18 protein-coding genes, 1 tRNA gene and 2 pseudogenes are annotated in these 19,619 nt (G+C 59.5%); 11 read left to right on the plus strand and 10 right to left on the minus strand.

The annotated features are described in order from the left end of the window. Positions 1-17: 17 nt before the first annotated feature. The 3 genes from sseA to IB248_RS09430 all read left to right on the plus strand — a co-directional run bounded on the left by sseA (position 18) and on the right by IB248_RS09430 (position 2,022). On the plus strand, positions 18-887 hold the full coding sequence (sseA, locus tag IB248_RS09420) for a 3-mercaptopyruvate sulfurtransferase (RefSeq protein ID WP_018856954.1): 870 nt from the start codon (positions 18-20) through the stop codon (positions 885-887). Positions 888-891: 4 nt separating this feature from the next. Next, a complete protein-coding gene (locus IB248_RS09425) occupies positions 892-1,455 on the plus strand; it encodes a GNAT family N-acetyltransferase (RefSeq protein ID WP_025659110.1) in 564 nt (187 codons plus the stop codon). Between the two features lie 99 nt (positions 1,456-1,554). Then, positions 1,555-2,022: a DUF1203 domain-containing protein gene (locus IB248_RS09430; RefSeq protein ID WP_018856956.1), complete on the plus strand. Its 468-nt coding sequence runs from the start codon at positions 1,555-1,557 to the stop codon at positions 2,020-2,022. Positions 2,023-2,074: 52 nt separating this feature from the next. On the opposite strand, the gene ald is transcribed toward IB248_RS09430, so the two are convergent. Next, positions 2,075-3,193, minus strand: a complete 1,119-nt coding sequence (gene ald / locus IB248_RS09435; protein ID WP_192240743.1) for an alanine dehydrogenase — start codon at positions 3,191-3,193, stop codon at positions 2,075-2,077. Between the two features lie 156 nt (positions 3,194-3,349). Here ald and IB248_RS09440 point away from each other — a divergent pair, with 156 nt between their 5' ends. The 4 genes and pseudogenes from IB248_RS09440 to IB248_RS09455 all read left to right on the plus strand — a co-directional run bounded on the left by IB248_RS09440 (position 3,350) and on the right by IB248_RS09455 (position 7,279). After that, complete coding sequence (locus IB248_RS09440) at positions 3,350-3,811, plus strand: Lrp/AsnC family transcriptional regulator (protein ID WP_018856958.1); 462 nt, start codon at positions 3,350-3,352, stop codon at positions 3,809-3,811. Between the two features lie 90 nt (positions 3,812-3,901). Beyond that, positions 3,902-4,798 (plus strand): DMT family transporter, encoded by an 897-nt coding sequence (locus tag IB248_RS09445; RefSeq protein ID WP_018856959.1) that lies wholly within the window; start codon positions 3,902-3,904, stop codon positions 4,796-4,798. Between the two features lie 69 nt (positions 4,799-4,867). Further along, positions 4,868-5,197: pseudogene (locus IB248_RS09450) on the plus strand (PilZ domain-containing protein); the annotation flags it as partial. 93 nt (positions 5,198-5,290) lie between these two features. Continuing rightward, positions 5,291-7,279, plus strand: coding sequence for a bifunctional 2',3'-cyclic-nucleotide 2'-phosphodiesterase/3'-nucleotidase (locus IB248_RS09455; protein WP_192240744.1), 1,989 nt, complete (start codon positions 5,291-5,293; stop codon positions 7,277-7,279). 34 nt (positions 7,280-7,313) lie between these two features. On the opposite strand, the gene IB248_RS09460 is transcribed toward IB248_RS09455, so the two are convergent. After that, positions 7,314-8,282, minus strand: a complete 969-nt coding sequence (locus IB248_RS09460) for a LysR family transcriptional regulator (protein ID WP_018856962.1) — start codon at positions 8,280-8,282, stop codon at positions 7,314-7,316. A 141-nt stretch (positions 8,283-8,423) separates the two neighbouring features. Between IB248_RS09460 and IB248_RS09465 the strand changes: the two genes are divergently transcribed. Next, entirely contained in the window at positions 8,424-9,038 is a 615-nt protein-coding gene (locus IB248_RS09465) for an FMN-dependent NADH-azoreductase (protein WP_192240745.1), read from the plus strand. Positions 9,039-9,085: 47 nt separating this feature from the next. On the opposite strand, the gene IB248_RS09470 is transcribed toward IB248_RS09465, so the two are convergent. Then, entirely contained in the window at positions 9,086-9,664 is a 579-nt protein-coding gene (locus IB248_RS09470) for a TetR/AcrR family transcriptional regulator (protein WP_029792481.1), read from the minus strand. 104 nt (positions 9,665-9,768) lie between these two features. Between IB248_RS09470 and IB248_RS09475 the strand changes: the two genes are divergently transcribed. Continuing rightward, the gene (locus tag IB248_RS09475; protein ID WP_029792482.1) at positions 9,769-10,551 is read left to right on the plus strand and encodes an SDR family oxidoreductase; all 783 of its coding nucleotides are present in this window, start codon (positions 9,769-9,771) and stop codon (positions 10,549-10,551) included. Here IB248_RS09475 and IB248_RS09480 read toward each other — a convergent pair. From IB248_RS09480 to ilvA, 3 genes are all read right to left on the minus strand, one after another. Continuing rightward, on the minus strand, positions 10,548-11,819 hold the full coding sequence (locus IB248_RS09480; protein ID WP_026371758.1) for a GGDEF domain-containing protein: 1,272 nt from the start codon (positions 11,817-11,819) through the stop codon (positions 10,548-10,550). The two genes, IB248_RS09475 and IB248_RS09480, sit on opposite strands and share 4 nt — an antisense overlap. A gap of 197 nt (positions 11,820-12,016) precedes the next feature. Continuing rightward, complete coding sequence (locus IB248_RS09485; protein WP_018856967.1) at positions 12,017-12,343, minus strand: HlyU family transcriptional regulator; 327 nt, start codon at positions 12,341-12,343, stop codon at positions 12,017-12,019. A 35-nt stretch (positions 12,344-12,378) separates the two neighbouring features. After that, positions 12,379-13,629, minus strand: coding sequence for a threonine ammonia-lyase (gene ilvA, locus IB248_RS09490; protein ID WP_026371759.1), 1,251 nt, complete (start codon positions 13,627-13,629; stop codon positions 12,379-12,381). A gap of 178 nt (positions 13,630-13,807) precedes the next feature. On the opposite strand from ilvA, the gene IB248_RS09495 reads away from it, so the two are divergent. Both IB248_RS09495 and IB248_RS09500 read left to right on the plus strand, forming a co-directional pair. Next, positions 13,808-14,167: an antibiotic resistance protein VanZ gene (locus IB248_RS09495; protein ID WP_029792483.1), complete on the plus strand. Its 360-nt coding sequence runs from the start codon at positions 13,808-13,810 to the stop codon at positions 14,165-14,167. Between the two features lie 53 nt (positions 14,168-14,220). Then, positions 14,221-14,305: transfer RNA gene (locus IB248_RS09500), tRNA-Leu, on the plus strand. A gap of 545 nt (positions 14,306-14,850) precedes the next feature. On the opposite strand, the pseudogene IB248_RS09505 reads toward IB248_RS09500, so the two are convergent. From IB248_RS09505 to IB248_RS09520, 4 genes and pseudogenes are all read right to left on the minus strand, one after another. Continuing rightward, positions 14,851-15,348 (minus strand): annotated as a pseudogene (locus tag IB248_RS09505) (amino acid permease); the annotation flags it as partial. A 234-nt stretch (positions 15,349-15,582) separates the two neighbouring features. After that, positions 15,583-15,789 carry a CsbD family protein gene (locus tag IB248_RS09510; protein WP_018856970.1) on the minus strand — a complete coding sequence of 69 codons (207 nt, stop codon included), beginning with the start codon at positions 15,787-15,789 and terminating at the stop codon, positions 15,583-15,585. 323 nt (positions 15,790-16,112) lie between these two features. After that, positions 16,113-18,092, minus strand: coding sequence for an ABC transporter ATP-binding protein/permease (locus IB248_RS09515; RefSeq protein ID WP_029792484.1), 1,980 nt, complete (start codon positions 18,090-18,092; stop codon positions 16,113-16,115). Between the two features lie 448 nt (positions 18,093-18,540). Next, entirely contained in the window at positions 18,541-19,482 is a 942-nt protein-coding gene (locus IB248_RS09520) for a LysR family transcriptional regulator (protein WP_018856972.1), read from the minus strand. Between the last annotated feature and the right edge of the window lie 137 nt (positions 19,483-19,619).

The following is a 19,619-nucleotide window of genomic DNA, read 5'->3' on the forward strand; positions in this document are numbered from 1 at the left end:
GCCCCAGGGAGAGCAGAATGAGCGAAGAAAAGAGCCGTTTCGTCGTTTCGGCCGATTGGCTGCAGGCGGAATTGGGCAAGCCGGATTTGCGCGTCCTGGATGCGTCCTTCTATCTGCCGGCGCAGAAGCGCGATGCCGACGCCGAATACGCGGCCGGCCATATCCCGGGCGCTATCCGCTTCGATCAGGACAAGATCGCGGATCATTCCGTACTGCTGCCGCACACGATCCCCTCGCCAGAGTTTTTCGCAACCGAAGTCGGCAAGCTCGGCATCGGGGAAAACGATCATATCGTCGTCTATGATGGCATCGGAATGTTCGCATCGCCGCGTGTGTGGTGGCTGTTTCGCGTGATGGGCGCACGGAATGTGTACGTTCTTGATGGCGGACTGGACGGATGGAAAGCGGAGGGCCGGCCGCTTGAGGCAACCGTTCCGCGCCACGAGCCAAAGGTTTTCAAGCCCACCTATGACGCCTCGCGGGTCGTCAATCTCGATGCCATGCGGGAGATCGTTGCACGCGGCGCGCTGCAGATAGCGGATGCCAGGAGCGCGGGCCGCTTTGCAGCGGTCGAGCCTGAGCCGCGCGCTGGCATGCGCTCCGGTCACATGCCGGGCGCGCGAAACCTGCCATCGGGTGTCTTCGCCACCCAGGGCCGCTTCAAATCCCTGCCGGAACTCAAGCAGACGATTGAGGAGGCGGGCGTAGACCTGTCGAAGCCCGTGGTCACGTCCTGCGGTTCGGGCATCACCGCGGCCATCATCACGCTGGCGCTGGAATCCCTCGGCCATACCGACAACAAGCTCTACGACGGTTCCTGGAGCGAATGGGGTGGCCGGGACGACACGCCTGTTGTCACCGGTCCGCCGGAACCGGTCAAAGCCTGACACGATGGTGAAGCCCCCCTCTTCCCTAAAAGCCCATATTACGCGCCTGGAAATGACGGCACCGCCGAAGGCAAGCCTTCCGGTGCCGATCAACATCCAGACGGCGATCATGCGGGCTCCCGACATTCCGCTGCCATTCTATCGCTATCTCTACCGTCAGGTCGGTGCCAGGTGGCAGTGGGTGGACCGGCTGCGGATGCTTGACGAGGATTTGGCCAGGTCGCTGCACGACAAACGCAACAATATCAGCGTGCTCTACGTCAACGGCGCGCCTGCTGGCTTCTACGAGTACTTCGTCGAGGATGAGGACACGATCGAGCTCAGCCACTTCGGGCTGTTCGAGCATGCGCTTGGTCTGGGGATCGGAAAGTGGTTCCTGCTGCAGGCGCTCTACGCGATCTGGACGCTCAATCCGAAGCGGGTGACGACGACGACCAACGATCTTGATCACCCGCGCGCTTTGCAGCTCTACCAGATGTTCGGCTTTTCACCGGTCTCCACCGGTTCGGGCATCGTCCGGCCGCTCAGCGACAAGGAACTTCTGGAGTTGAGCAAGAAGGACTGGTGAGTCGGCCAGGAGCTGGAGCCCTCGAGGGCTCTGGCAGGAATCGGGTGGTTTCTACCCCGATAAAGGCGCATCTCTTGGCAATCATCAAGGAGATCCGCCATGACCGACATCCGCTTTTCCGCCATGCCCACCGCCAACGCGGAGAATCTCTGGAACGGCGGTACAGACGCCTACGGTTTCTTGCCCGAGACGATGGTCTCCGACGGGCCTGGCCATCCCTGCCGTCATTGCCTGAAGAATATCGATGCCGGCGAGGAATTGCTGGTCTTCGCCTACCGGCCGTTTCCGGAGCTTCAGCCCTATGCTGAGACCGGTCCGGTCTTTCTTCACAAGGAGCCCTGCGAGCGCTATGCCGCAGAAGAGGTCCTGCCGCCGGTTCTGACCAGCCCGGATTTCATCGTGCGCGGTTACAATGCCGATAACCGAATCGTGTACGGCACAGGCGCGGTAACTCTGACACCCGATATCCGCTCCTATGCCACCCAGCTCCTCGAGCGGCCTGAGATTGCCTACGTGCATGTGCGGTCGGCACGCAATAACTGCTATCAATGCCGTATAGACAGATGATGGCTGGTCGCAGGAGAATGCGACCAGCCTGCCTCACGTAACGTGATGGGAATTACGCCACGTTTAGTACGCTTTCCGGAGCATAGGCTTCGTAGCCCAGCGCTTCGGCCACCGGCTTATTGGTGACGCGTCCCTTGTGGATATTGAGACCGTTCCTGAGGTGACGATCTTCTGCAATCGCACGCAGGCCGCGATCGGCCAGCGCCAGACCATAAACCAGCGTTGCATTGTTCAGGGCATGTGCCGAGGTGACCGGCACGGCGCCTGGCATGTTGGCGACGCAGTAGTGCACCACGTCATCGACAACGTAGGTCGGTTCGGAATGGGTCGTTGCATGCGACGTCTCGAAGCAGCCGCCCTGGTCGATGGCAACGTCGACGATGACAGAGCCTCGCTTCATCCCCGACAGCATTTCGCGGGTCACAAGCTTCGGCGCGGCGGCGCCCGGAATGAGCACGGCCCCAATGACGAGGTCTGCCGCGAAAACTTCTTCTTCCAGAGCCTGAATGCTGGAATAGCGCGTATGGACGCGACCGCCGAAGATATCGTCAAGCTGGCGGAGACGCGGCAGTGACTTGTCGAGGATGCTGACTTCGGCGCCGAGGCCCGCGGCCATCCTGGCGGCATGCAGGCCGACGACGCCGCCACCAATAATAGCGACCTTCGCCGGCAGCACGCCGGGAACGCCGCCGAGCAAGATACCCAGCCCGCCATTGGCCTTCTGCAGGGCGGTCGCGCCAGCCTGGATAGACAGGCGTCCGGCCACCTCGGACATCGGCGCAAGGAGGGGCAGACCGCCCCGATCGTCCGTTACCGTCTCATAGGCAACAGCGGTGACGCCGGACGCAAGGAGACCCTTGGTCTGTTCCGGGTCGGGCGCGAGGTGAAGATAGGTGTAGAGAATCTGGCCATCGCGAAGCTGCGCCCACTCGGAGGGTTGCGGCTCCTTGACCTTGACGATCATATCGCACTTCTCGAAGATTTCCTTGGCCGAGGCGGCAATCTTTGCGCCAGCGGCCGCATAGGCCGCGTCATCAGCACCGATGCCGGCGCCCGCCTTGGTCTCAACCCAGACCTCGTGGCCATGGGCGACATATTCACGAACGGATGCAGGTGTCAGTCCGACACGATATTCATGATTCTTGATTTCCTTCGGGCAACCGACACGCATTGAGCGTTCCTCTCTCATTATGTCCGCTTCGCGGAGTGTTTTTGACCGGGAAATCCAACCACCACACCCGCGAAATGTCCTTGCAAAGAAGGTTTGCGCAGCGGGTGATTTTCGAAGAATATTGCGAATTAGAGCAAATAATCGAAAGTTCTTCGAATGTCAGAACCCGACGCCATCGATCTTGCGATTCTGAAGACGCTTCAGTCCGACGCCCGCATTACCAATGCCGACCTTGCAGCCAAGGTTGGACTGTCGCCATCGGCTTGCTCTCGGCGGCTTGATATACTGGAGAAGCGCGGCGTCATCCGTGGCTACCACGCCCACGTCTCTCACAAGGCGCTCGACTACAAGATGATCGCGATCGTGCACATCTCCCTGTCGGGCCAATTTGCGAAGACGCTCTCCGAATTCGAAGCCGCGGTGAAACGCTGTCCGAACGTTTTGGTTTGTTATCTGATGTCGGGCGAATACGATTACATTCTCCGCGTCGCCGCGCGCGACCTCGAGGACTACGAGCGCATCCATCGCGACTGGCTCTCAGCGCTTCCGCATGTCGTAAAGATCAACTCCAGCTTCGCCCTGCGTGAAGTCATCGACAGGCCAAATGTCGGGCTTTGACAGAGAGCTGAAATCGGCAGAATGTCGCAGAATCGGAGCAGCGGCTTCGTCGTCCTCTGCCTGATCCCCCCACAATAAGACCCCGTACGCATGAAATCCAAAACCCAAGGCTATATTTTCGTCCTGCTGGCGATCACCATCTTCTCGCTGCAGGACGGCATCTCGAAGCACCTGGCCTCCGCCTATCCGCCCGTCTTCATCACCATGATCCGCTACTGGGCCTTTGCCGCATTCACCATTGCGCTTGCTTGCAAGATGAGGGGTGGCCTCAAGCAGACAGCCAAGACAAAGAGGCCGCTCCTGCAGGTCTTCAGGGGCGTTTTGCTGGCCTCTCAGGTTGTCGTTGTCATCAATTGCTTCGCCCTGATCGGCCTAGCCCACTCGCAGGCAATCTTTTCCGCAACCCCGATTCTGATTGCGCTGCTCTCGATGCCGATCCTTGGCGAACGGGTGGGCTGGCGCCGCTGGACGGCAATTGGTGCGGGTCTGGTCGGGGTGCTGTTGATCCTGAAGCCGGAAGGCGAGTTTTTCGACGTCAAGCTGCTGCTTGCTGTCTTCTCATGCTTCCTATTCGCATTTTACGTCATCGCTACGCGGCTTGTCAGTCGGGACGACTCGGCGATGACGAGCTTCTTCTATACGGGTGTCGTCGGCGGCATCGCCATGACGCTTGTCGGCCCTTTCTATTGGACCTGGATGTCGGGGTGGGACTGGGGCTGGATGACGCTTGTCTGTCTGACCAGCATCTCGAGCCATTATTTTCTCATCCGGGCCTACGATATGCTGGATGCTGCCGCCGTGCAGCCGCTGACATATCTGCAACTCGTCTATGCATCGATCATCGGCGTGGTGATCTACAGCGAGAAGCTGAGCCTCACCATGATCGTTGGCTCCGCCATCGTCGTGGCGGCAGGCATTTTCACCGTGTGGCGCGAACACGTCGTTGCGCGCAGAGGACGTTTGCAGCGGGGCTCTCCGCAATTCTAGATCGATCAATTAGAGCATTCTTAATGTTCCTCCAGTAGATTTCACTTACATGTTCTGGTGGAGCGTAACATGCAGCGTAATCTGAATATCATTGCCCGAAAGGCCGAGCGGCGGTCCTGCCGTGTATTCGGCAAGGTCCGCTATCTCACCAAAGAAGTTGATGCTCGCATCCTCGATATGTCGGTTACTGGCGTTGCCGTCGAGATCCGGTCGCCGATCCACGCCGCGGCCGGCAGCCGCGTGCAAATCATCGCCGAAGACCTCGGCACGCTTCACGGCATCATCCGCTGGAGCCATAATGGTCGCCTCGGAATTCAGTTCGACCCGAACTCCAATGCCCGTGCGCAGGTGGCCTCATACTTCCGGTTCTTCCACAAGGAAGTAAAGCCAGTCCTCTCGCGATAATTCCCTGTCATTTTCAGGGTTTACTCCTTCGCAAATCACCCTAGTCTCGCCATGGCTGGGCGACGCGTGATTTTCGAAGGAGTTTTCATGTCTTCCATTCTGGATCTGCCACCAGTGACCCGCCGCTCGTTGCTTGGCGGCCTGGCCGCCACGTCAGCGCTCATCCTTCTTCATCCTTTCAGCGCGCGCGCAGCCGCCAATCAGGCGCATCTTCGCCTGATGGAAACGACCGACATTCACGTCAACGTCTTTCCCTACGACTACTATTCCGACAAGCCGAACGACACGATGGGCCTGGCGCGCACCGCGACGATCATCGACAACATCCGGGCGGAAGCTGCCAACTCGCTGCTGATCGACAATGGCGACGTGCTGCAGGGCAACCCGATGGGCGACTACATGGCCTACCAACGCGGGATGAAGGACGGTGACCTACATCCCGTCATCAAGGCGATGAACACGCTCGGCTACACGGTCGGCACGCTCGGGAACCATGAATTCAACTACGGCCTCGATTTCATGTTCAAGGTGCTGAACGGGGCAAATTTCCCGTTCGTCTGCGCAAACCTGACCAAAGGCCACCTCGCGTCCGATCCGACCAAGGACGAGCTGTTTTTCAAGCCCTATCTCATCGTCGAGAAGACAATCAAGGACGGCGCCGGCAACGAGAGCCCTATCAAGATCGGCTTCATCGGTTTTGTGCCGCCGCAAATCATGCTGTGGGATATCAAGAACCTCGAAGGCAAGGCGCAGACGCGCGACATCGTCGAGGCGGCCAAGGCCTGGGTGCCGGTCATGAAGCAGGAAGGCGCGGATATCGTGATCGCGCTCTCTCATTCCGGCATCGACGGCGCGGCCCCCTCCGAGAAGATGGAGAACGCATCGCTGCATCTTGCCGCGGTCGATGGAATCGACGCGATCTTTACCGGGCACCAGCACCTCGTCTTCCCCGGTCCCAAGACCTGGGATAGCATTCAGAATGCCGATCCGGTGAAAGGCACGTTGCATGGCAAGCCTGCTGTGATGGCGGGCTTCTGGGGCTCCCATCTCGGCCTCATTGACCTCCTGCTGGAAAAGGACGGCAAAGGTTGGAGAATTGTCGACTTCACCTCGGAAGCGCGGCCGATCTACCACCGCGATGATAAGAAGAAAGTCATCGCCGACGTCGCCGACAAAAAGGACGTCATCGAAGCTGCGAAGGCTGAGCATGAGGCCACCCTTGCCTACGTGCGCACTCCGGTCGGCAAGACATCGGCCCCGCTCTATTCCTATTTCGCGCTCGTTGCCGACGACCCATCCGTCCAGATCGTTAGCCAGGCACAGACCTGGTACATCAAGCAGATGCTTGCCGACACCGAATACAAGGACCTGCCCGTGCTGTCGGCCGCAGCGCCGTTCAAGGCCGGCGGTCGCGGCGGCGCGGACTACTATACCGACGTGCCCGCCGGCGATATCGCGATCAAGAACGTCGCTGATCTCTACCTGTACCCCAACACGGTTCAGGCGGTCGCCATCACTGGCGAACAGGTGAAGAATTGGCTGGAAATGTCAGCCGCCATGTTCAACGAGGTGAAACCGGGATCGAAGGACACGGACCTGCTGAACAGTGCCTTCCCATCCTACAACTTCGATGTGATCGATGGCGTCACCTACCAGATAGACCTGTCGCAACCGCGCAGGTTCGATGATGACGGCAAGTTGATCAATGCCGATGCGAACCGCATCCAGAATCTGCAGTTCGACGGCAAGCCTATTGATCTCAAGCAGAAATTCGTCGTCGTCACCAACAACTACCGCGCCGGCGGCGGCGGCAAGTTTCCGGAAATCGCCGCCGACAAGGTCGTCTTCCAGGCGCCGGACACCAATCGTGACGTTATCGTCCGCTTCGTCCATGAAGAGCGCACAATCAATCCGTCGGCCGACGGCAACTGGACCTTCAAACCGTTGCCGGGAACGACGGCCGTCTTCCAGAGCGGTCCGAAGGCCAAGCAGTTCCTCGCTGACGTGAAAAGCGTGAAGATCGAGGACGCAGGTGAAGGCACCGATGGATTCGCCAAATTCCGTCTGGTTCTCTAGGCGTTCAGCTCCCGGCGAGGCCCTTGCGCCTCGCCTATTCCGCCGCTAGGGAGAGATCGCGCGCTGCATACTCCGCCACCTCGGCGGTGAAGTCGGCATGGCTTGGGCATTGCGAAAGCCTGGACCGAAAGGCGTCAACCATCCAGGTGGCAGCCGGTCCGGGCGGGGTTGAGATTCGTCGCATCGCATAAATTGGATACTCGCCTTGCTCGTAGGCCTGGAGATCCAGGTGTACAAGCGCTCCGCTTCTCAACTCGTCTCGAATAAGCGACGCCGGAAGACCACCCCAGCCGAGACCCCCGCGAATAAGAGAGTGCTTCGTCGCGATATCGCTAACGCGCCACGTCTTGTAGGAAAGCACATTGAAGTCGCGACCTTTGGTCAATCCCGAAGGGTCGGTGACAACAAGCTGCGTCTCGTCGCGGACATCGGCCAGCGTCAACGGCCGGCCCAACCGCGCCAAAGGATGAGCGCTCGACGCAACCGGCACCATGAAGGAATGGCCGATGCGCTCGGTCACAAGCGAATCATGCTGCTGCAGGATGGCGCCGCCGATCCCGATCGTCGCCTTGCCGTTTGAGACGAGATCCATCACCACGCCGAGTTCACCGACCGCCAGATTGAGCCCGACGGACGGGAACTCGTTGCGAAACTCGCGCAGGACCTCAACCATCGCCTTTGACGGCACCATGACACTGATCGCGACGGAGACCTCGGCCTCCAACCCTTCCTTCAGCCCCTTTACGCGGGCGCGCATCACCTCGAGATCCGAGACGAGTCGCCGTGCGTCTTCGAGGAGTGCCCTGCCCGCCTCCGTCAGCTTCGGTTGCCTCGCACCCGAACGCTCGAAAAGGGGCACCTCCAGCTGCGCCTCGAGGTTGGCGATCGTGTAGCTGATGACCGATTGAGCGCGATTTAGCGTGCGCGAAGCAGCCGAAAAGCTGCCCATTTCCGCAACGGTAAGGAACACTTGCAACTGGTCGAGTGTGGGGTTCGGAAGCATCTTCCATCCAATCTATCGATGATTTTGATCGACATTATCACAGTTTTTTCGATAGTCGGCCAGTCCTATTTTCTGCTTCGAAACAGCGGCTCGAAGCTCCCAAGAACGGCCGCGAACGCAAATTCGAGAGGAAATTCAATCATGCCTTCCATTCTGCTTTTGACTTCCAGCCCGCGTGTAGACTCTCTTTCGACCACGATCGCCGCTGACCTTGCCGAAAAGATCAAGGCTCAGCAGCCGGGCAGCGCCGTCGTTCGTCGCGACCTAGGTGTAAATCCGCTGCCGCACATCGATGATCTCTTCACCGCAGCCATCCGCAAGCCTGCCGATGATCGCACCGTTGAGGAAGCCGACGCCGTGCAGACGTCGGACGAACTCGTCGCCGAACTGCTCGCAGCCGATACGGTTGTCATCGGTACGGGTCTCATCAACTTCAACATCTACTCGTCGCTGAAGACTTGGATCGACAACGTCGCCCGCGCCGGCCTTACCTTCAAGTACACCGAAAGCGGCCCGGTTGGTCTTGCCACCGGCAAGAAGGTCTACGTCGTTCTTGCTTCCGGTGGCGTCTATTCGCAGGGCCCGGCAGCAGGCATGAACCACGCTGTACCGTACCTGAAGTCGGTCCTCGGCTTCCTCGGTATCACCGACGTCGAAACGATCTACGTCGAAGGCCTCGCCTTTGGTCCGGAAGCTGCCGAGAAGGCAATTGGCGCTGCCAAGGCCCGCGCTGAGGAAATCGCCCTCGCCGCCTAATCGGTGTCGAAATCGATGTTGAAACGGCCGGTTCTCACCGGCCGTTTTCATTTTGTGCCGAACTCGTTCACGAAGGCCTTCACGGTGTCGAGGATCTCGTCGCCAAAGGCTTCATCGTTCGATATCCGTGCAAGGCCCAGCGCTCCACTCATGAGACAGGACATGATGATCGCCTTGCTGCGAGCCTCTGCCTCATCGGTGGCGTCAATGCGCGCCTGCATGCTGTTTACGCTCGTCTTCAGCTGATCTGTCGCAAGCGATCGGCACCTCTCGCCACTGCGGGCCAGATCGGCCGTCAGGGCCGCAAAGGGACACCCGCCGGCTGTATCGTCCCGGTGTTTTCCGCTCAGGTAGATCGCCGCATACTCCTGCAACGGAATGTCCTCTGGAGTCCGCCCCTCCGACCGAACCTTCGCCGACCAGGCGCCGAAGGCCGATTGCATTGCCTCGGCCACCAGTTCGTCTCGGGACGCAAAATGCTTGTAGAAGCCACCGACGGTCAGCCCCGCCTCCTTCATCAGATCCGCGACGCCGACGCCATCCAGCCCCTTCTCACGCAGACGCTTCGATGCAATTACGACGATCCGCTCGTGTGTCTTGCGCTTGTCCTGCTGTGAGTGGCCCATAAAAATCTCTCCCCACACCGGTTGACAGATTTAGATTACGATCATAATCCTTCTGGATTCATATCGTAATCCAGATAGCGCAATTTTCCAAGAGGAGTCATGCAATGCGTCTGCAGAACAAGGTCGCCCTCATCACGGGCGGAAATAGCGGCATCGGTCTTGCAACTGCCAAGGTCTTCCTCGACGAAGGGGCGAAGGTGATCATCACCGGCCGGAATACCGAGACACTCGCCGCCGCCGTGAAGGCGTTCGGCAGCAACGTGCTTGCGCTGAGGCTTGATGTAACGGACGTCGCGGCCACGGAACGGGCCTTTGCGGAAGCCGCCGCCAAGTTCGGCAAATTTGACGTGCTCTTTGCAAACGCCGGGATTGGCGGTGCGACTCCCCTTGGTGGAACGTCGCTGGAGCAATTTAACACGATCATCAGCACGAACCTGACCTCCGTCTTCTTTACGGTCCAGTCGGCATTGCCGCATCTGAACGACGGCAGCTCGGTCATCCTAAACGGCTCGGTTCATGCGGTGCTTGGTGCGCCCGGCTATTCAGCCTATGCAGCGACGAAGGGTGCGGTACGTGCCATGACCCGCAATATGGCTTCCGAGCTTGCGCCGCGCGGCATCCGCGTCAACCAGGTCACGCCAGGCGGCACCAAGACACCGATCTGGCAACCGGTGGCGTCGACGGCGGATGCAATGTCGGCGCTTGAAGCCCGGCTGGGCGGAATGAGCCCGCTCGGCCGAATGAGCGAAGCGGAGGAAATTGCCAAGGCCGCGCTCTATTTCGCGTCAAGCGATTCGACCAACGTCACAGGGATTGAAATTGTGGTCGATGGCGGCGCGACGAGCGCCCCGTCCGGCGCCAGAATATTCCGCGCATCGATCGGCTAATCGAACTTCTCGAGTCCGGACTTGCCGACCACGCAATTGCGGCCGCTTTTCTTCGCCTGGTAGAGCCTCTGGTCGGCGGCCGAAAGAACCGTTGTGAAGCTCGCGCCGTCAGTATCGGCTGTCGCCACGCCGATACTGACGGTCACGGGCTCGCCATCCGGCGTCTTGACGCTATTCGCGATCGTCCAGCGCAAGCGTTCGGCCAGCCCCATTCCCTCGGCATGGTCGGTTGCCGGGCAGACCGCGACGAATTCCTCACCGCCAAAACGGAAGACACGGTCGGCCGATCGCAAAATGCTGCCGAGACGAAGCGTGATCGCCTTCAACACCTCATCTCCCTGCAGATGCCCGAAGCGGTCGTTGACCTCCTTGAAATGGTCCGCGTCCAGAATGATGACAGTGGCGGAGTGTCCCTGCCGCAGTGCTTCACGAACCATGACCGGCGCTTCCATCTCCATTCGCGCGCGATCGTAGACCCCCGTCAGCACGTCCCTGCCGGTACGATCAAGCAGATCGTTGTAACGCTCCCGGAAGGTCAGGTCACTGAAGACATCACTGATCGGCCGCACGCTCGCGGGAATGCCTTCACGCCGTATCCAAACTTCGTAGACGGCGAAGAGCAACGCATAGATGCAGACGGCAAACATCTTGCCCTTCCATCCGTCCCAGAAGGCAGAGGCAGGAATCTCGAGGAAGTAGTGGAGCGCACCGAAGAACCCGATCTGATCGAATGTGAGGATGACGAAGCCGCAGATCATAAAGCGCACGATGATCCAGTGCTTCAGGAAGCGACCGAGGCGCTCGTACAGCAGGATAATGCCGATGGAATCGAGATAGAGGAGCGTCGTCCCCCAAACCATGAGCCATCCCATTTCCTTGAGGAAATCGAAGTTCGCGCTGTCGCCCCGAGGGAGCTCGATCGGCGTATGCAGTTGCATCAGCCACGCTACTGCGACCGTCAGGATATTGCCGACAAACAGGCCGTAGATCGGTTGGCGAACGGTAGCAGCGTCCTCTTGCCGATACAGCATGAGAATCATCATCAGCTTGCCAGTGAAGAATACCGACGAACCGGGCGACGCAATGCCGAACGGCAGCGCGACATAAAAGACTGCCGCCAGGTAGGTTTCCATGAAGTGCATGACACCGAGGGCAGTGAGAAACATGCCCAGGCCGAGGCGCTGGCGGAAGTGCAGTAACGTCACCATGAGCGTGAAATAGCCAACGGCGGCAATGGCAAACAGCAGCAGGTTAAAGGCTTCCATCAGCTGCCCCTCTCACCAGCCAGCGCGCATCCAGAGGCGGTCCACCACACCAGCAATTAATGGCGGCGAACATGAGCGGTGGTCTGTGTTTGTCGTAAGGCACGTGGCTGTCCTGCAAGGCTGCGGACACCAAGATTCCTCGTAATCCTTTAAGATTGCGTGAGTATTAGTATCGTCCTACCGACGCCGCGGAAAGCGAATCAGACCTGGCGAACTTTTGCGCCGTCGTTGAACAATGACGGCCCGTTCTGGTCAATGATCTGCTGCGCCTTGCGCACCGTGCACTCGATCGCATCATCCGAAGATCCGAACATGTCGGCGCGAATGAAATTGCGTACGAGGACCTCGTCCCCGACAGTTTTCTCGATCCGGCCGGCAAGGCGGTACTGGCCGCCTTCCTTTTGCGGCTCGGCATAGATCGTGCAGTCCCCATAGAGCTGCGGCTCGGAAGAGACGCCAACCGGCGCGTCAGGCGATTTGCCGCCGCCTGAAAACATTGAGAAAATACTGGAGAAGATCGAAGCCATATTTCGCCTTATCATGGCAGCGCGTGCCGGAAAAGTTAAATGATGAGGTTTGCGAGGATCTCGTTTTCGGTGATGTCCTCGAAGCCGATGGCCGCATTCTCGAAGTTCGCGATGAGCTGCGCGAAATTCTCGGGCGCCTTGGTCTCAATACCGATCAATACCGAGCCGAAATTGCGAGCCGTCTTCTTGAGATACTCGAAACGGGCGATGTCGTCGTCGGGGCCAAGCAGGTTCAGAAAGTCGCGCAAGGCGCCGGGTCGCTGAGGCATCCGCAGGATGAAGTACTTCTTCAATCCGGCATAGCGCATTGCGCGCTCCTTGACATCGGGAAGGCGTTCGAAATCGAAGTTGCCCCCGGAGACAACGGCGATGACGGTCTTGCCTCTCAGCACTTCCGGATCCATCGCGGCAATTGCGGTCAGCGATAGTGCTCCCGCCGGTTCGAGGACGACTCCCTCTACGTTCAGCATCTCGCCGATGGTCACGCAAATGGCGTTTTCCGGCATCAGCATGACCTGCTCGGTGGGAAAGCCTTCCAGGGCGGCGAAGTTCAGATCCCCGATCCGCGCAACGGCCGCACCGTCGACGAAATTGTCAACCTTCGCGAGCGTCACCACCTGCCTTGCTTCGATGCTTCGCTTCAGGCTCGGCGCGCCGGCCGGCTCCGTGAAGATGAAGCCGGATTTTGGCACAAAATCATCGAGATAACGAGTGATGCCAGCCGCCAGTCCGCCGCCACCGACCGGCATGACGACCATATCAGGTGTGGTCCCTTCGGGCAGTTGCTGCAGGATTTCCGCGGCAACCGTCGCCTGGCCTTCGATGATATCCGGATGGTCGAACGGCGGCACCATGACGCCGTCGATCGCCTCGACGTGATCGCGGGCGGCCTTGTAGCATTGATCGAAGAAGTCGCCCGTCAGCTTGATGGTGATGAACTCCGCGCCAAAGATGCGCGTCTTGTCGATCTTCTGCTGCGGCGTTGTCACCGGCATGAAGACAACGCCAGGCACGCCGAAATAGCGGCAGACGAAGGCAAAGCCCTGGGCATGATTGCCGGCCGAGGCGCAGACGAAGGTCTTGCCGCCAGCACCCTCGGCGATCGCCTTGCGGAAGAAATTGAAGGCGCCGCGAATCTTGTAGGAACGCACGGGTGAAAGGTCTTCGCGCTTCAGCCAGATGTCGGCGCCATAGCGCGCCGACAGGTGCTCGTTCAGCTGCAGTGGCGTTGCTGGAAATAGGCTGCGCATGGCCGCCTCGGCGCTCTCGACATCCTGTCTGGTCACAATCGTTCGTCCATTGCTGTTACCGACCCCCGCTATGGCATAAGCGCGCAACGGGAAAAAGCCCATATCCGCCAATATTCTCCACTTGCGAAGTCATCTTTTGTATCGGCTGCCGCCGTTCGCGCAATAACGCGATTGTGCGCTATCAATTCGCTCGCAATGCGGCTACATCGCCCGGATGATCCCAAGCAAATTTGCAAGACCGATTGCCTGGCTGCTTTTCGCGGCCATTATTTTCGTCACCCTGTCGCCGATCGGGTTGCGCCCGCATACGGTCACGTCAGTCAATCTCGACCGCGCTCTGGCTTATTCGTTGGCCGGCTTCATGTTCGCGCTCGCCTATCCGCGGCATTGGATCGCGGTCGCGCTTCTCCTGGCCGCCGGCGCCTTGGCAGTCGAGTATCTGCAATACCTGTCGCCGACGCGCCATGCGCGCTTCCACGACGCCGCGGTCAAGATTGTCGGCGCATCCGCCGGCGTGTTTGCCGGTTGCCTTTTGAATCGGGTCCGTATTGCAGCGCGTCCCGCGCAAACATGAGGAGCCGCGTCGCTCTTGACTGAATCGCCTCAGTCGTTGAAGGAGATGCCTGCGCGAGCGTGGCGAAACTGGTAGACGCAAGGGACTTAAAATCCCTCACCGCAAGGTATACGGGTTCGATCCCCGTCGCTCGCACCAAATCGAAATCGCTATGTCAAGTACATCCAGAAATCCGCCCGGAGTGGACGAACTTTATGTAGGGCGCTGCACATGGCCTGAGGGTGTGGATTAAACCGCTGGCGCCCGGCGATCGATTGATAACAATGATCTACGGTCATGAGTATAGCAGCGTCCATTGGTCCTCCGGACGAAACGTGAGAACTGTTCCCTGATGTCCTATCTCACCTTTTAACATAGGTCATCCGTTGATGCGCCACCTTTGAGCACGGCCTGAGCTTCCTGAATGAGGAATACAACCATTGTCATTCCGGACGCCGGTAAATCCTAAATGTACACACGCCGTAGACAACATGCTGGCGACGCGCCGGTGTCCTTGGCGAGTCCAGGTGCGGCCTGCTGGACAGGCACAGCCTTTGGGTGCTCGTCCGGGCAACGGCACGACGTTGTGATCCGCTTTTTGCATCGCGGTAGCCAGTGAAAGCCTAGATCAGCGCCGTGGCAGTCGTCAGCACGGCGATGGATGCCCGCAGAAGATCGCCCGTGTGTCCCTCAGGGTCGCGATCGTAAGTTTCACCGGTCAGGGCCAGGTGGAGCCCGTAGGCCGCGACCAGGATATAGGGGACCAGGATCATCGAGCTCGTTAACTCAAGCGCCAGATGGAAAGCGTATTCTGCAAACAGCGTCAACACGAGAAAGATCTGGACGACTTGGTAAGCCACAGGGCCATCGAAGGAACGCCGTTCTTGTTTTCGTGGGAAAGAAAGCGCGGCATGGTGTCGTAGTTCGAGGCGGAATAGAGGATTGCAGCCGCGAGGAGCACCCACGTGAGATATGCCCCAGCGACCGAAATCAGCAGGCCGATGCTGACGAAGACGTCGCCCCACCGGCCAACCACGGCCTGCAGCACGCCCGCCATCGAAGGATTGCGAAGGGGGGCGAGATCAGGGCGCAACAGCACGCCGTAGGACAGGATCGTGACCAACACGAGCAGGCACGCCGAGGAAGCCGAACACCGTGGCGACGCCGACATCCGACCGATTGCGGGCGTAGCGCGAGTAGACGCGCCGACGCTGTATGCAGAATTCGGATAACGGAGATCGTTGAAGTCCGGTACAGCCTAGCCCCTCTCGGACGGTCATCGCATCGGGCTGGGCCCTTGGTCGGCATGGCCGGGCTTCACCGTCGATTGCCGTCGGCAACTCGCGCTCGCCAAACGAGGCGAAAACGGTCGAGGCGTTGGCAAAGACTGGAGAGTTCAGAAAGAAAAGGCCCGGAAGCCCGGGGCCCGCTAAAATCTAGTGCCAGGTCTGGTTTCCGTACCACTCATCGATGTCGCGGCGAACTCGGTCGCGTTCGATGCCGTAGCGCTCCTGGATCTTGCCCTCCAGTTGTTCGCGCTTACCGGCGATCTGATCAAGGTCGTCATTCGTAAGCTTGCCCCACTGCTCCTTGACCTTGCCTTTCATCTGCTTCCAGTTTCCTTCGACGCGATTCCAATCCATTGTATTTCCTCCTATTGTGGATGAGGAAGTAACGGGCTTCACCGCCAAGTGTTCCCGAAGCGTCGATGCGGCAACCGGTAAGGATCAGTGCAGGCATGGGCGGGCCGTTGGCCTGCGCGTTGAGCGATCTACGGCTTCGGCCAACTTGTTGCACCGAAGATAACCTGGCCGCTCCACCACGCCGCACTCAACGGCCATGTCGGCAAAATGAGGTTTCGGGATGCCGTCAAGTTGAACTGGTGCCACAAGGCATCCTTGTCATATCGGGTCACAGACGCGAGTTCCCGCTCAGCGAGCTTATCTTGGAATGATCCCTGCCCTTGCTATCCGGGCGTCGTACTGCCTTTCGGCCGGGAGTGCCGGTTTTCGACAAGGCGCGAAAGCAAATTCCGCTTTCTCTTGCGCTGGAGAAGATCAATATCACTGACAAGCTTTGCGCCGCCCTCCCGCCGTTCCAATGTAATTTTGCGACTGTGGAAGGCTTCCAGCTCAGCTCGATGCGCTACGCTTATGATCGTGATCTGCGGCAATTCATGGATGATCATCTCCATCATCTTGTCCTGGCTTTTCTCATCGAGTGCCGACGTTGCCTCATCCAGCACGATCGTATCCGGACGGTGTAGCAGGAGGCGCGCAAACGCGAGCCTCTGTTTTTCACCACCCGACAGCGTCTGGTCCCATGGCGCCTCTTCCTCGATCCTGTCGTTCAGATAGTCGAGTCCCACCTTGTCGAGAGCCGCTTTGATCTTATCGAGCGGCCAGCTATCGGCGGCGCCGGGATAGGCAACCGCCCGGCGAAGCGTCCCGGAGGGGATGTAAGGCCGCTGCGGCAACATGAACAGTCGTCTGTCGCCATGAAAGTTGACGCTGCCGTCACCCCACGGCCAAAGGCCTGCGATGGCCCGCACCAGCGTGCTCTTGCCCGAACCGGACTCTCCGGCCACGAGGACCCGCTCGCCTGGTTCGACCGTGACCTGGGTCTCCTTGACGACGGCGGTACCGTCGTCAAGCGACACCGAGAGATCATTGAGGCTAAGCATCGCATCGCCTTCAGTTTCACCGTGCTGGATGCGCCCCAAGGCATCACTCTGTTCGGCGCGCTCCAGGCCGTCGAGCGACATCATCAGCGAAGCGACGCGCCGAGCGCAGGCGTGCCAATCGGCAAGACGCGGATAGTTGTCGACCAGCCATCCAAACGCGCTCTGAACGATGGCGAAGGCAGAGGCAGCCTGCATCACCTGTCCAAGCGTCATGCTGCCTTCGAGATACTTTGGTGCGCAAAGGAGAAGGGGTACGACTGGCGCAAGCAGGCTCGACCCCTGGGACACGAGCGTTGTGCGCATGTGTTGGCGTGAAAGGAGCGCCCACTGGCGAAGAACATGGGTAAACGTCTTGTCGAGGTCGCTACGTTCCTCCTCCTCGCCGCCCAGCAAGGCAATACTTTCGCCATTTTCCCGCACGTGCGTCAGCGTGTAGCGAAATTCGGCTTCCGCCTGATTCTTGACCTCGGAAACGTGGACGAAATGGCGGCCGATGACGGCCATCGAGCTGGACGTGATAGCCGCATAGAAAACGGCGGTAATGACAAGGAAACCAGGAACAGTGACGGTCGAACCTGCAATTGTCAGGGTCAAGGCCCCGCCGATCGTCCAGAGCACCACGATGAAGGTCGAGGCCGACAGAAATGCGGAAATGACACCAGCGATGAAGTCGACGGGTGACTCGGTCGCAATCCGCAAATCCTCGGAAATGCGGGCTTCCGGGTTCTTGTGGTCACCGCCGATGAGATTCAACTGATAGTAACGGCCGTTGGCGAGCCAGCGCCCGATGAGCGCGGTCGTTAGCCAGGAACGCCAGCGGCGCTGGATCAGCATGCGGAGAAAGACTTGTGTAACGACAAGAGCGACGCTTCCGAGCGCGAGGGGCAGGAACACGGCGCTGAGGAAATATACGGTATGGGCATTGCGTTGCTCAATTGCGTCAAAGATTGCGCGATTCCAGATATTGATTCCATACTGGAAGCCGACATTGGTGACGATTAAGGCGAGCAGCCCAATTGAGCACGGCCACGCGAGCCATTCCCCGCCGCGGCCCCAGTAACCGCGCGCGCTGATCCAGAAGCGCGTCAGCAAATATCTCTTGCGCGCCCGCTCGGCCTCCTCGGGCGTCAGCTCTGGGTCGGGTTCGACGACTTCTGGGGGCAGCGCGCCCTCGTCAGTCGATGCCTTCTCTTGGCGCGATCTCTCGGCACTGTGCTGCTCGGAGCCGTCGACCGATTTCTGATCTAATTCAGCGTCTGACATAAGCGCGACAACGGCTTAAAAATCAAAAGGTTTCATGATGCCAATCTCGAGCCGGGAAGAAGCTGAAGGTGCTGCCCGCCGCGAGCGCTTGCGTGTCGGGATGAAGGCCGGCGACGGTGGTGGATCTCGGTGAGGGAACCAATAGAGAGGTCGCTCGCTTGACCTGGAGGAACAGCGATTTTCTTCCTGCCTCTCGTTTCGCAACTTTCAACTTCCAAGTTCCCCGCGTGTGCTGGCGGGCTTTTGGGGGACAGGACAATGGGAACAAAGTCCGCGACCGAGAGTTTCCTATTTACACGCGCGCCTGCCCTGCGACCGCGACAGCAGGGCTCTCTTTCTCGCGTTGACCGCCTCGTGGCAAGCGCGTGATCGTCTCCGCGCATTCGGTGAGCCCCAGCTCGCATAGGGCGAAATCAGCCACCATTTCGTGTTATGCACGCAAGATAGCTTACACAGCTGGCGCTACTTCCTGCTCAACGATCTCGAAGGCCTCGTTCTTGGCTAGATGGCTGATGAAGCCCTGGATGATGTGCAGCGCCGAGCCGGCATGTGCGGGCTTTGGCCGGCCAGAGGGCTGGATCAGATAGAGCGTGCGCACGAGCGGCGGATTGACTATGCGCCGGGCGATCAGCGTGCCCGCTTCCACTTCGCGCGCCACGGTGCCATAGGGCAGCACGGCGCAGGCGTTGCCTTCGAGGATCAGACCCTTGATCGCATCCATGGATTCGATCTGGTAGGCAACCTTCAGCGGCAGGTGGAAGAATTCCATCGCATGTCTCAAGAGATTGATGATTTGGCCCTTCTCGGTCGGAATGACAAAGGTCGCTTTGGCAAGCTCGATCAGGTTGATCGGTCCCTCCTGACCGAACTCGGACTTTCGGCCAGTGATGAAGAAGACGGATTCCCGGAGGACGGCCGTTTGCTTGATACCCTTGCGCGGCTCGACATTGAAAGCGAGTGCGAAATCGAGATCGCCGCGGGCGACGCGCTCGCCGAGCAGGTGGCTCATCTCCTCGACGATCTGGACCTTGGCGGACCAGTTCTGACGGCCGAACTCCTGTGCCAGCGGACCGGCGAGCAGCGCCGAGAGGCTGGAGGTGAGACCGATCGAGATGTGTTCTTCCTGCGCCGGGTCGAACTGCTTGATCGTGCGGCGGACGGTGGCCAGTCGATCGAGGATTTCCTTGGCCTCTTCGAGGAAATACTGGCCAGCCGGCGTCGTCGTCGTGCCGCGCGGGCCGCGCTCCAGCAACTGCACGCCGAGCTCCTGCTCCAGTGCGTTGATCTGTGCGCCGAGCGCCGGCTGTACGATGTTCAGCGCGGCGGCGGCCTGCGTGATGCTGCCGATTTCGCAGACGCTGACAAAGGATTCGATTTGGCGAATTCGCAAGGGGCCATCTCCTCCACGGCCATGGGCTGACAACCGCAAGACGCTTCCGGTCTCGGGCTCTGGTCTTCCACGTTCCGTGAAGGTCGCCATCCCCCGGTATCCGGGCGCGATTCCGGCGGCAAGCTTTCAGTCTGGCA

This window comes from Rhizobium sp. RHZ01, assembly GCF_014851595.1.
GTDB classification, from domain to species: domain Bacteria; phylum Pseudomonadota; class Alphaproteobacteria; order Rhizobiales; family Rhizobiaceae; genus Rhizobium; species Rhizobium altiplani.

Excerpts from the sequence above, each read along its gene's own strand:
- IB248_RS09440 (WP_018856958.1), top strand. The coding sequence starts at position 3,350 with ATGTCAGAACCCGACGCCATCGATCTTGCGATTCTGAAGACGCTTCAG.
- IB248_RS09495 (WP_029792483.1), top strand. The coding sequence starts at position 13,808 with ATGATCCCAAGCAAATTTGCAAGACCGATTGCCTGGCTGCTTTTCGCG.
- sseA (WP_018856954.1), top strand. The coding sequence starts at position 18 with ATGAGCGAAGAAAAGAGCCGTTTCGTCGTTTCGGCCGATTGGCTGCAG.
- IB248_RS09470 (WP_029792481.1), bottom strand. The coding sequence starts at position 9,664 with ATGGGCCACTCACAGCAGGACAAGCGCAAGACACACGAGCGGATCGTC.
- IB248_RS09430 (WP_018856956.1), top strand. The coding sequence starts at position 1,555 with ATGACCGACATCCGCTTTTCCGCCATGCCCACCGCCAACGCGGAGAAT.
- IB248_RS09485 (WP_018856967.1), bottom strand. The coding sequence starts at position 12,343 with ATGGCTTCGATCTTCTCCAGTATTTTCTCAATGTTTTCAGGCGGCGGC.
- IB248_RS09515 (WP_029792484.1), bottom strand. The coding sequence starts at position 18,092 with ATGTCAGACGCTGAATTAGATCAGAAATCGGTCGACGGCTCCGAGCAG.
- IB248_RS09455 (WP_192240744.1), top strand. The coding sequence starts at position 5,291 with ATGTCTTCCATTCTGGATCTGCCACCAGTGACCCGCCGCTCGTTGCTT.
- IB248_RS09465 (WP_192240745.1), top strand. The coding sequence starts at position 8,424 with ATGCCTTCCATTCTGCTTTTGACTTCCAGCCCGCGTGTAGACTCTCTT.
- ald (WP_192240743.1), bottom strand. The coding sequence starts at position 3,193 with ATGCGTGTCGGTTGCCCGAAGGAAATCAAGAATCATGAATATCGTGTC.
- IB248_RS09510 (WP_018856970.1), bottom strand. The coding sequence starts at position 15,789 with ATGGATTGGAATCGCGTCGAAGGAAACTGGAAGCAGATGAAAGGCAAG.
- IB248_RS09425 (WP_025659110.1), top strand. The coding sequence starts at position 892 with ATGGTGAAGCCCCCCTCTTCCCTAAAAGCCCATATTACGCGCCTGGAA.
- IB248_RS09460 (WP_018856962.1), bottom strand. The coding sequence starts at position 8,282 with ATGCTTCCGAACCCCACACTCGACCAGTTGCAAGTGTTCCTTACCGTT.
- IB248_RS09445 (WP_018856959.1), top strand. The coding sequence starts at position 3,902 with ATGAAATCCAAAACCCAAGGCTATATTTTCGTCCTGCTGGCGATCACC.
- IB248_RS09475 (WP_029792482.1), top strand. The coding sequence starts at position 9,769 with ATGCGTCTGCAGAACAAGGTCGCCCTCATCACGGGCGGAAATAGCGGC.